The sequence below is a fragment of the Bdellovibrio bacteriovorus genome, assembly GCF_048286975.1.
Taxonomy (GTDB): Bacteria; Bdellovibrionota; Bdellovibrionia; order Bdellovibrionales; family Bdellovibrionaceae; genus Bdellovibrio; species Bdellovibrio bacteriovorus_H.
In genome coordinates this window covers 35,384-46,035 of the sequence record NZ_JBLVRT010000001.1, presented here as the reverse complement: position 1 = coordinate 46,035, position 10,652 = coordinate 35,384, and the positions used below count along the sequence as shown (strand labels likewise).

General features: G+C 50.8%; 10 protein-coding genes. 7 read left to right on the top strand and 3 right to left on the bottom strand.

Features of this window, described 5'->3' with window-relative positions:
• Window positions 1-87 precede the first annotated feature (87 nt).
• The 3 genes from ACNQKP_RS00245 to ACNQKP_RS00235 are packed head-to-tail and all read right to left on the bottom strand — an operon-like array spanning window position 88 to window position 2,356.
• Complete coding sequence (locus ACNQKP_RS00245) at window positions 88-828, bottom strand: amino acid ABC transporter ATP-binding protein (protein ID WP_417862044.1); 741 nt, start codon at window positions 826-828, stop codon at window positions 88-90.
• The gene (locus ACNQKP_RS00240) at window positions 825-1,568 is read right to left on the bottom strand and encodes an amino acid ABC transporter permease (RefSeq protein ID WP_417862042.1); all 744 of its coding nucleotides are present in this window, start codon (window positions 1,566-1,568) and stop codon (window positions 825-827) included. Before ACNQKP_RS00240 ends, ACNQKP_RS00245 begins: the two co-directional genes overlap by 4 nt.
• Window positions 1,568-2,356 (bottom strand): basic amino acid ABC transporter substrate-binding protein, encoded by a 789-nt coding sequence (locus ACNQKP_RS00235; RefSeq protein WP_417862040.1) that lies wholly within the window; start codon window positions 2,354-2,356, stop codon window positions 1,568-1,570. Before ACNQKP_RS00235 ends, ACNQKP_RS00240 begins: the two co-directional genes overlap by 1 nt.
• A gap of 84 nt (window positions 2,357-2,440) precedes the next feature.
• On the opposite strand from ACNQKP_RS00235, the gene ACNQKP_RS00230 reads away from it, so the two are divergent.
• From ACNQKP_RS00230 to ACNQKP_RS00200, 7 genes are all read left to right on the top strand, one after another.
• Entirely contained in the window at window positions 2,441-2,863 is a 423-nt protein-coding gene (locus ACNQKP_RS00230) for a hypothetical protein (RefSeq protein WP_417862038.1), read from the top strand.
• A 116-nt stretch (window positions 2,864-2,979) separates the two neighbouring features.
• Window positions 2,980-3,447, top strand: coding sequence for a KdsC family phosphatase (locus ACNQKP_RS00225; protein WP_232468711.1), 468 nt, complete (start codon window positions 2,980-2,982; stop codon window positions 3,445-3,447).
• A 3-nt stretch (window positions 3,448-3,450) separates the two neighbouring features.
• Window positions 3,451-4,173 carry an outer membrane beta-barrel domain-containing protein gene (locus tag ACNQKP_RS00220; protein WP_015089971.1) on the top strand — a complete coding sequence of 241 codons (723 nt, stop codon included), beginning with the start codon at window positions 3,451-3,453 and terminating at the stop codon, window positions 4,171-4,173.
• A gap of 13 nt (window positions 4,174-4,186) precedes the next feature.
• Window positions 4,187-4,987 (top strand): outer membrane beta-barrel domain-containing protein, encoded by an 801-nt coding sequence (locus ACNQKP_RS00215; RefSeq protein WP_015089972.1) that lies wholly within the window; start codon window positions 4,187-4,189, stop codon window positions 4,985-4,987.
• Complete coding sequence (locus ACNQKP_RS00210) at window positions 4,984-6,573, top strand: tetratricopeptide repeat protein (RefSeq protein WP_417862035.1); 1,590 nt, start codon at window positions 4,984-4,986, stop codon at window positions 6,571-6,573. The genes ACNQKP_RS00215 and ACNQKP_RS00210 overlap by 4 nt, the downstream gene beginning before the upstream one ends.
• A 3-nt stretch (window positions 6,574-6,576) precedes the next feature.
• A complete protein-coding gene (locus ACNQKP_RS00205; protein WP_417862033.1) occupies window positions 6,577-9,777 on the top strand; it encodes a tetratricopeptide repeat protein in 3,201 nt (1,066 codons plus the stop codon).
• On the top strand, window positions 9,777-10,622 hold the full coding sequence (locus ACNQKP_RS00200) for a tetratricopeptide repeat protein (protein WP_417862031.1): 846 nt from the start codon (window positions 9,777-9,779) through the stop codon (window positions 10,620-10,622). The genes ACNQKP_RS00205 and ACNQKP_RS00200 overlap by 1 nt, the downstream gene beginning before the upstream one ends.
• Window positions 10,623-10,652 lie beyond the last annotated feature (30 nt).

The window sequence follows — 10,652 nt, the reverse complement described above, 5'->3', positions numbered from 1 at the left end:
AGTTCTGTATCGCGGCGGCGTATTTGTATTCAGAGAATTTTTCTATGGCCCCGAAAAGGAAAGAAGCCTGATATGTCCTGAGACGTATTAAGGTGTTTCGTGGAACCGCAGGACCTTCCCAAGGAATGTCCTGGTTCTTTCGCTCTCGGCGTGGTTGAAGATCTTCTCCGGCGGCCCTTGCTCGACAACCTGGCCTTCATCCATAAATAGGATGCGATCACTGACTTGTCTTGCAAATCCCATCTCGTGGGTCACAATCACCATGGTCTTTCCACTGTGAGCCAGGGATTTGATGACATCCAAAACTTCTCCGACCATTTCCGGATCCAGAGCCGATGTCGGCTCGTCAAACAACATCACTTGCGGTTCCATAGCCAGCGCCCTTGCAATGGCGACACGCTGTTGCTGTCCGCCGGAAAGTTCGTGTGGGTAGCTGTCGGCCTTTTCGGCCAGGCCCACACGGGCCAGCAGCTCACGGGCCTTGGTTTCGGCAGCATCCTTTGAAAGATGTTTTACCTTCATGGGTGCCAGCATAATGTTCTGCAAAGCCGTTTTGTGCGGAAACAGATTGAAGCGCTGAAACACCATGCCCACGTGAGCACGCAGTTTGTTCAGATCCGTCTGGGGGTTGGTGACTTCAAAGCCGTCGACCCTGATGGTGCCGGCTTGGGCGATTTCAAGGGCATTGATGCATCTTAAAAACGTGCTTTTGCCGGATCCAGATGGGCCGATCACGCACACCACTTCGTTGTCCTTGATTTCGCAGGACACATTTTTCAGAACCTGGCGGCTGCCAAAGAATTTGTTCAAGGCTTGAATCTGAATCATGTGGATTGGTACCTTTTCTCAAGACGGTGAACCACAAAGGACATTCCCAGGGTGATGATCAGATAGATCAAAGAAATAAACAAATACGGTTCCCAATAGCGGGCATAGGCCCCAGCTGCCGTGCGGGCCGCGTAAGCCAGTTCTGCCAAGCCGATGGCCGACACCAAAGAAGAATCCTTCAGCAGGGTGATGGCTTCATTGCCCAGCGGAGGCAGCATACGACGAAACGCCTGCGGAATGATGATGGACTTCATGGTGTGGAAGTAACTCAGGCCCAGAGATCTTGCCGCTTCAAACTGACCGCGATCAATGGATTGAATTCCGGCGCGGAAGATTTCGGCGATATAAGCCGCTGAATTAAGACTCAATGCCAAAGCACCGGAAATAAGCGCGCCGTATTCCCGTTTCAGGTAAAGGGCCATGTCACCCGAGATCAGCAGCCCGTCTTCGGGATGAATCAGCAAGGGGACCAGCGCAAAATGAATCAAAAGGATTTGCACAAACAGCGGGGTGCCGCGGAAGAAGCCAATATAAATCTGTGAAGGCAGGCGGACGAACAGTTGAACCGGCCAGCGCCACGGGCCTCGTTCTATGCGGGCGACTTTTCCCAGTCCCAAAAACAGACCCAGAACAGTGCCGAAGAAGATTCCAATCAGGGTCAGTTGCAGGGTGGTGGCAAGCCCCTGCATAAAAAGGGCCCAGTATTCGATGATGATGTCATTGCGAAACCACGAAAACATCAGTTCTTCTTTTCTCCGAAGTATTTTTTGAAGATGCCGTCATAGGTGCCGTCTGCTTTGATGGCTGCCAGTCCGTCGTTGATCTTTTTCAACAGGTCTGCGTTACCCTTCTTCACCGCGATCCCATATTGCTCTTTTGAGAAGCTGGTGTCAGACAGGACTTTGAAGTCTTTCGGGTTGTTGGCAAAGAAGTTGTTGATGACGCCGTTGTCGGCAACAACAGCATCCACTCCGCCGTTGATCAGTTCTTGCAAAGCCAATGGCGTGCCTTCAAAGCGTTTGATGTTAGGGCTGGCTCGGCCCAGCAGACGGGTGACGACTTCATCGCCCGTGGTGCCGATCTGAACTCCCACCTTCAGCTTTTTCAGGTCATCGAATTTCGTGACTTTCGAGTTGTTGGGAACCGCGATCAACTGAACGGCATCAAAATAGGGCTCTGAAAAGTCCATGGATTTTTTTCGTTCATCATTGATGGTGATTGCGGAAATCAGAATGTCGCGGTCGCCGGATTCAAGCTGGCTGAACAGACCTTCCCAGGGAGTGTTCACAATATCCAGAGTCAGGTTTTGTTTGGCCGCGATCGCCTGGATGATTTCGATGTCGAAGCCGCTGATGCTTTTGTCGGCGTTTTCGATTTCAAATGGGGCGTAGGCAGCATCCGTTCCGACCGTGAGTTCTTTTTTTGCGGATGTTTTTGCCACAGTGTCGGCGGTTCCGGGCTCTTTTTTGGTGCAACCCAAGGTGAATAACAGAAGGCAACTGGTGATAAGAAGCGAAAGTCGTTTCATTATAATCCCCCGAATGTGTCTGCTGGACCCGTTCACTTGACCACCGCTTCTGTTTTGAGTCAAATGTCATTTCGGGAGTAATTCATGAAATCCGTTCTGGTCAAGGTTATTGGCTCGATTCTGCGCAGCCTGTTCATTTCCATCGTGATGTTTGTCATTGTTTTTTCTGTGATCACGCGTGAATTCCCGCCCAACTTTGGAAAGCTTCAGGGAAGCTGGCAGAACCTGCAGCAGATGGCGCAGCTCAGTCGCCAGATTCATGATCAGAACAAGATTTTGAAATCGCAGCAGGCTCAAGATGGTTTTGTCGAGGACGCAGATCTTGAAAAACTGCAGGAGCTGAACTTGAAACGCGCTGAACTTGGGGCCGGTCTTTTAAATGGTGAAGCGGTCGGTGTTTCGGCCTCTGCGGACACCGAGGCGCTTAAAGTCCGGGTCCAGGAACTTGAAAAGCAACTATTCCGTTTGCAGCAAAGAGTGAACGAACTCGAGTCAGCCCGACCTTAGTCGGTATATCCACACAACCCTAAGTCCTGTATCAGAGTGGGGCACTTGCTCCATTGTCTTTTATTTTTCACAATGATTCAGTGGCATTAGAAATATCAAAACTTAAAAATATCAAGATGTTGGTTCTCGACGTTGATGGCGTATTAACTGACACACGCGTGTGGTTTGATGGCACTGAATGGCGCCGCTTTTATTCCATCCGGGATGGCGTTGGCATCAAACGTCTTATGGAATCCGGTTACAAAATAGCAGTGATTACAGGCAGTAAGGCAGAGGACATTCGCGCGCGCGTGAAGGCTCTTGGTATTCAATATTTCTATGAGGGTGCTCTCGACAAAGAGCCCTCTTTCTTGCAGCTGCAGCAGGAATCCGGCCTGAAGCCTGAAGAGATGGCTTATGTTGGCGATGACATTTTTGATATTCCCATGATCGAGGCGGTGGCTTTTGGAGCAACGGTTCCAGAGGCTGTCGATGAAGTTATGGAAGTGGCTGATTATGTGACCCGCAGACCTGGTGGTTTGGGGGCTGTTCGTGAAGTTTGTGATTACATCTATAAATACGGTGCATTTTCATCGGGTAGGTAAGACATGCTAAAAAATGGTTTCAAGGCCGCTCTCATCATAGTTCTTGCGCTGATGCTGCATAAGGCGGCTTTTGCGGAAGTGGTGAATCTTCCGACAGAGGAACTGGCTCAGGAATCCGTGCTTCCTGTTTTCGATAAACCCGTCAGCGTGAAAAACCGCAACGTGGTGACCGCAGGCCGTTTTGAAGTCGATGGCTTTTATGGCTATGCGATGACAGAACCGATCGCCAACGTTTCAAAGCTGGGCCTGGGTATCTATTATAACACCAGCGAAGCCCATGCCTGGGGTCTTTTGATTGCCAAGAACTTTGCAGGTCTTTCCAGCTATGCTGATCAACTGGATCAGCAGTTCAGTCTGGATTTCAGCCGTGCGCCGTCGCCAGAGATGACGATCATGGGTGACTACAATCTGAAAGCCTTTTACGGAAAAATGAGTCTGACCAAATCCCTGGTGTTCAACACGCTTCTTTACGGATCCGCTTCTGTTGGGGCGGTGAAGTATGTGCACAAGACTTATCCGGCGGTGGCTGTGGGTATCGGTCAGAAATTCTATTTCACCAAACAATGGGCATTGCGCTTTGACCTGCGTCTTTATGCCAATCAGGCTCCGATCCCGTTCCTGAACGGCGCGCTGAAGCCCAGCGATCCGAAGCCTGACTACAGTGATTTCCAAGAGCGTCTAACCTACACTACAAACCTGGATGTGGGTTTGTCGTATCTGTTCTAAGAGGAGCTGACAGATGTTAAGCAGAAAACTCACTTCTCTGGTAATTGTTTTCCTGGCGCTGACGGCGCCGGGCCTGGGTTATGCCCAGTCTGAAGGTGACGAACTGGATGTGATCGAACTGGAACTTGAAAAAGAAGCTCCAAGACAACAGCCGTCCATCTCTGATTCCACGCCGTCCTATCAGGAGACTGCTCCGAAGGACAACACCCTGACGGACTTCTCGGGACTGGGCACATTGGCTCCTTTCCAGGAAATTTCCATAATTCAAAAACGCTTCCTGCCTAAAACCGGCCGCTTCCAGCTGTTCGGCGGTTTGACGACAGTGACGAATGATCCGTTCTTCCTGACATTCGGTGGGGTGGCGAAAGCCAGCTATTTTATGTCTGAAAGCTGGGGTCTTGAGCTGAACTATTTCGGTCTGACCACTTCCAATCGTCAGGCGACTGATGAGTTGCGCGAAATCAACGGCGTTTCCACCGAGAATCTGGTTTATCCAAAATCCTTTATCGGTGTGGATCTGATGTACGTCCCGGTTTACGGAAAAATGACCTGGTTCAATGAAACGATTGTTCCTTTTGACCTGTATCTGTCTGCCGGCTACGGCAACACCGAAACCCAGTCCGGTGAAAGCGCAGGGACTGTGCATCTGGCGGCAGGGCAGATTTTTGCCTTGAGCAAAGCCTATGCGGTTCGCTGGGATTTCAGCTGGAACTTCTTCAATGCCAAAGGCATCGACGGATCGACAAATTCTTTCAACAACCTCTTCCTTACCGTGGGTATGAGTTGGTTCTTCCCGGAGGCTAGTTACCGATGAAGAAATTATTACCTCTCCTGATTGCCGCAAGTATTGCAGTTCCGGTGGTGGGCGATGCCCAACAGCGTAAAACGCTGAAAAAGCAACCAGCTCCGGCACGTCGTGCAGCTCCGCTTGTATCGGGGAACACACGTGAAGCAACCCTTAGAAACCAACTTAGCAACGCCCTTCGTATGGCCCAAAGCGGGCAGTATGAATCCGCTGCCAATGCGCTGTTCTCGCTCAGCCGCCGTTCCGAACTGGCTTCGGAGCGTCCGCAGATCAAGTACATCCTGGGCACCATGCTGGTTGAGCTGAAACTTTATCAGACCGCCGCATTCCAGTTCGTGGATGTGATCCGCATGAAACATCCCAAGTATTCCAAAATGGCGATCGAAAAGCTTTCGATCGTGGCGGATTCCCTGGGTGATGACACTATTCTGAACTACGCAATTTCCCGTGTGGACCTGAATGATTTCCCGGCGAACCTGCGTGATATGATCAACTTCCGTTTGGGCGAAATCCGCCTGCGCAACCGCGAATTTGCCAAAGCCGCGGACCTGTTCAGCCGTGTTTCTCCAACCAGCAGCTATTATTTCCAGGCTTTGTATGCCAAGGGTCTGGCAGAGCTTGAAGCCAACCAGCCGTCCTTGGCTGTGGGCACCTTCAACAAAATGCTCGATGCCCGCCGTCGTGCTCCGGTGACGGACACGAACAAAGTGGCCGCTCAAATGGGTCTTGCCCGTGCACTTTATCAAAAGCAGGATTGGGATGCTTCCGTGGAAGCTTATTCCCAGGTTCCCCGCGATACTTTGATGTGGCATGACGCGGTCTTTGAGCAGAGCTGGGCGATGCTGCGTGCGGCGCGCTTCCGTTCTTCCTTGAGTAACTTCCAAACTCTCCACTCGGCATATTACGAAGACTTCTATATGCCGGAGAGCTTGCTTTTGCGCTCAATCGTATACCTGTACATCTGTAAATACGACGAGATGGAAAAGGTCCTAAGCCTGTTTGAAAAAACCTATGGCCCGGTCCGCTCCAAAATCGGTGACTTCCTGAAGTCCTCCAACGAAGCCGGAACCTTCTATGCAGAGGTTGAAAAAGCCCATCTGATGAAGACCACGGACAAGTCGGCGAACCTGCGCCTGCCATACATCGTTCTAAGAAACGTGCTGGATCAGGGGGATGTAAAACGTTCCATGCATTATCTGGAAAAGCTGAACCAGGAAAAAGCGCGTGTGGAATCCAATTCCGCGTTCCGTGCTTCTCCGCTGGGTCAGTATTCCCTGAAGATCCTTGCAAATCGCAGCAAGAACACCAAGTTCGCCGTTGGCGACATGGTCAAAGCACACTTGCTGAACATGCGCGTGGAATTGCGTGATCTTTACGAACAAGCCGGATTCATCCGTTACGAGATGATCACAGGCCGCAAGGAAAGCATCAAAAAGAAAATCGCGGGTAAAGACATCAGCGGTGATCAGATCGATGAAAACGTGAACCGCAAGTTCTACATCGAAAACGGTTATGAGTACTATCCATTCCAGGGTGAGTACTGGCTGGATGAAGTTGGAAACTACCACTACCTTGGAAAACAGAGCTGCGAGTAAAGTATGAAAATCAACAGGCATCAACTTCTTGTTTCCGGATTTATGAGTCTTGTTCTGGCGTCCACTGCGGGCGCTCAGACCAAAACTGTTAAGACCACCAAAACCGTCAAGAAAAAGACTGTCGGTGAACTGTTGTCCCAGGCCAACGATGGCAGTCGCGGCGGCAGAGTGCAGATGTCCAAAACGGACACTTCGCTGCCTTCGGCGAACATGGGTTTCAAACAGGATGTCCAGAATTACAATTTGGAATCCGTCAAACCTCCGCGTTCTTCTGAAATCATGCAAAGAGACAGCGGCAACGGTCAGGCCGAGTACGAAAGAGTTCTGGATCAGCAGATCCGCGAACTGTACAAACTGACACAGAAATTCAAAACCAGCCCGAACCGCGGTGAACTGTGGTTGCGTCTGGCCGAACTGTATGTCGAAAAAGCCAGCCTGATTGATTCCCGCAAACAGGATGAATACGACGCGAAACTGCGTGCGTTCCAGGCCGGCAAAACCAAATCCAAACCTCGTCTGGATACGGCGGAAGCCCGCGAATATAACAAAAAGGCCGTTCAGCTGTATGAATGGTTCCAGCGTGACTTCCCACGCGACGAGAAGATGAGCCAGGCGCTCTTCTTCCTGGGTTACAACTATTTCGAGCTGGGTGAAGTTAAAAAAGGCGCGGATTACTATGAAAAGCTAACCCGCGGTTATCCGAACTCCCAGTTTGTCGGCGAGGCGCACTTTGCCCTGGCTGAGTACTATTTTGAAAATGAAAAATGGGCGAATGCCTATAAAGAATATTCTTTCCTGATCAAGGAAAAGAAACACCGTTTGCACACCTTTGCCCTGTACAAGGGTTCATGGTGTTTGTTCCGTCTGGGCAAGGTTCAGCAGGCGATGACGTATCTTGAATACATCATCAAAGCCGGCAAGAACGAAACCGGGGACCAACTGGCAAGCCGTATGAAGGTGAACCGCACGCGTCTTGAGGGCGAAGCCCTGCGTGACATCGTGGTGTTCTATGCGGAAGGCGGCGATCCAAACAAGGCGGCGGATTACTTTAAGAATCTTGTGGGCAACAACTACAGCCCTTACCTCGAAAGACTGGCGTATCAGTATTCTGATCGCGGTAACAAAGATGCTTCCCGTGACGTGTTTAAACTTCTGATCTCCCAGAATCCGACAGCTCCAAAAGCTTTCGAGTACCAGTATCAGATCGTGCAAAACTACTTCTATGCGAAGAACACACAGCGCTTTAAAACCGAGCTTTACGGCTGGGTTAAGGACTATGACTCCACCGGAGCATGGTATGCCGCGAACAAAGGCAATAAAGAGCTGATTGAGAACTCGTACAAGCTGCGCGAAACCACGCTGCGTAACTATGTTTTGCAGCAGCACCAAACAGCGCAAAACTCCCGCGCCCAGTATTCACAGTCCCAGGCTTACGAAGGTTACCAGTTGTACCTGCGTGAGTTCCCGGATTCAGCGACGGTGGCGGACATGCACTTCTACTTCGGTGAATTGCTGTACGATATGGGTAAATACGATGAAGCATCCATGCAGTACAAGTGGGTCGTGGATAACGCGCCTCAAAGCAAGTTCTATGGCAAGTCTGCCCAGAACTTGATCTTGTCTGTTGAGCGCAGCATCCCTTCCGATCAGGAAATGCAAAAACGCGTGGGGAATTCCACCGATCCGGTTCCTTTGGAACCGAAAGTGGACCGCTTTATCAAGGCCGGTCAGTGGTATGTGGAAAAGTTCCCAACGGCTGAAAAAGCGGTGGAAATCAAATTCCGCATGGGCCGTCTGTACTATCAAAGCAATCACTTTGATCAGGCGACGACTCACTTCCGTGACATCGTGAAACAGCATCCGAACACCAAATATGCGGAATATTCAGCCAACTTGTTGCTGGATATTTACAATCTCAGAAAAGACTATGTGGGATTGGAAAAAACCGGGGCCGAGCTTCTGGCTGTTCCGGGCATTGCTTCCTCCAAAGCGGGCGCGGACATCCGTGGCGTGATGGAAAAGGCGTCCTTCAAGCGCGGTCAGGATCTGGAGCTTGAAAAGAAATACGCGGACAGTGCGCAGGTGTTTGAATCCTTTGCGAAACAGAATCCGAAGTCCAATCTGGCAGTTAATGCGAACTTCAATGCGGCCGTGAACTATGAGCGTGCAGGTATGAATGCACCGGCGATTGCGGCTTACCAGGGGGTTTTGGCCTCCAAGGATCCGGCAGCGGATAAATTGAAGCCCAAAGCCCGCCGTTTGCTGGCGAAGCTTTACCAGGATTCTGCCCAGTTCGAGGAAGCAGCGAAGCTTTACCGTCAGGCTGCTCAGGAAAATCCAACCGATTCCCTGGCTCCGAACCTGATGTTCAATGCGGCTGTATTGTATGAAGCCCTGGGTAAATCGGATGAAGCCATCCGTTCTTACACGGACTTCACTAAAATGAACAAAAAACACAGCGACAACGTTGAAGCGGTGTTCAGCATGGCCCAGATCCATCGCAAAGCCGGTCAGACCGGTGCGGCGATTGCCCGCTACACGGAATATGTGGAAGCCGGTGGTCGTGACCAAGAGCGTGTGGTTGAAAGTGCTTACTGGGTCAGCGAACTGTCGACTCGTCAAAGAGCGACAACAAGGGCTCAGGAATGGCGCCAGAAAACTTTGGCAATCCAGAAGCGCTTTGCGCCCAACAAGAAGGGCGTGGGTGCGACTTACGCCGCCCGTATCAAGCTGGCTGAAGCGGAAGACACTTTCAAAGAGATGAAATCCGTGACCTTCCCTAAGGATCCGGCCAAACAAAAGGCAGCAGCTGACAAAAAAGTCGCTTTGCTGACCAAATTGACCGGGGAACTTGCGGAAGTGATCAAGTTTGACAGCGCGGAAGAAATCGTAAGCTCGCTTTCGATTCTCGGCGACGCCAACTTGAACATGGCTCAGGCGATCATCAATGCGCCACTGCCTCCGGGGCTGAACGCAGAAGAAACGAAGCAGTACAAAGCGGGTGTGGAAAAGTTCGCAGAACCGTTCAACTCCAAGGCTCGTGAAAGTTACAAGGCCACGGTGGATCGCGGTCTGGAACTGGAAGTGTACAACGACGGCTTCAAGTCTGCTTATGAGTACATGAACAGCAAGGATCCGAAGGGTTATTACAACGGTGGCGAAGTGGGCTCTGACATTCGTCTGGTGAATTGGATAGGTCAATAATGAAAAGAATAATCACTTGTTTCAGTTTGCTGGCACTGGCGGCTTGTTCTTCCAGTCCAACCAAAGAAACCTCTGAAGAAACCAAAACGGCGGTGGCCGAAGCCCCGAGGGTTGAGGTTGATGAGTTCAAGGATCTGGAAAAGGTCGAGCCGGTTCGTCCGGTGACTCCACCAGCGCCCTCCCAATATGCGGCTTTGAATGAAGCGATCAAGTCCCAGTCTGATGAAAGAATCTATCAGGCTTCGACTCAGATTCTGACTCAGTCCCCGAATGATGCCCGCGCTCTGAATGCCCTGGCGATGTATCACTATAAACGCGGACGTTTTGATCTGTGCCGTTACCTGTTGGGGAAAGCCATCAGCTCAAGCCCCAAAACAGCAGAACTTTACTCGAATCTGGGTATCGTCCAGCTGGCGCAAAATGAGCGCCGTGATGCTGTGAAGTCCTTCCGCAAAGCTTTGGACATTAATAATGACGAAGCGGTGGCAGCGGCAAATCTGGGCGCGATCTATGTTCAGGAGCGTGACTTCGCGAAAGCCGGTGTTGTTCTGGAGACAGCCTATCGCAAGGGTGTGCGTGATCCTCGCGTTTTGAACAACTATGGAATTGCTCTGACGGCACAGGGGAAACTGGACCGTGCAGAAGAAATGTACAAAGCGGCTTTGAAAGACAGCGGTAACAACAAAGAGGTTCTGTTCAACTACGCCATTTTGCTGGTCGATCACATGCAGAAGTATCAGGATGGTTTGGAAGTCATTAACAGACTAAAGTTTGTAGGTGGACCTGCAGATAGCCGTAATCGCATTATTGCTTTGGAAAATAAGGCGAAAACTGGGATAAAATAGAGTGAAGGATCGGGTGAGGACTATGTTGCG

Excerpts from the sequence above, each read along its gene's own strand:
- ACNQKP_RS00235 (WP_417862040.1), bottom strand. The coding sequence starts at position 2,356 with ATGAAACGACTTTCGCTTCTTATCACCAGTTGCCTTCTGTTATTCACC.
- ACNQKP_RS00245 (WP_417862044.1), bottom strand. The coding sequence starts at position 828 with ATGATTCAGATTCAAGCCTTGAACAAATTCTTTGGCAGCCGCCAGGTT.
- ACNQKP_RS00230 (WP_417862038.1), top strand. The coding sequence starts at position 2,441 with ATGAAATCCGTTCTGGTCAAGGTTATTGGCTCGATTCTGCGCAGCCTG.
- ACNQKP_RS00240 (WP_417862042.1), bottom strand. The coding sequence starts at position 1,568 with ATGTTTTCGTGGTTTCGCAATGACATCATCATCGAATACTGGGCCCTT.
- ACNQKP_RS00205 (WP_417862033.1), top strand. The coding sequence starts at position 6,577 with ATGAAAATCAACAGGCATCAACTTCTTGTTTCCGGATTTATGAGTCTT.
- ACNQKP_RS00210 (WP_417862035.1), top strand. The coding sequence starts at position 4,984 with ATGAAGAAATTATTACCTCTCCTGATTGCCGCAAGTATTGCAGTTCCG.
- ACNQKP_RS00220 (WP_015089971.1), top strand. The coding sequence starts at position 3,451 with ATGCTAAAAAATGGTTTCAAGGCCGCTCTCATCATAGTTCTTGCGCTG.
- ACNQKP_RS00215 (WP_015089972.1), top strand. The coding sequence starts at position 4,187 with ATGTTAAGCAGAAAACTCACTTCTCTGGTAATTGTTTTCCTGGCGCTG.
- ACNQKP_RS00225 (WP_232468711.1), top strand. The coding sequence starts at position 2,980 with ATGTTGGTTCTCGACGTTGATGGCGTATTAACTGACACACGCGTGTGG.
- ACNQKP_RS00200 (WP_417862031.1), top strand. The coding sequence starts at position 9,777 with ATGAAAAGAATAATCACTTGTTTCAGTTTGCTGGCACTGGCGGCTTGT.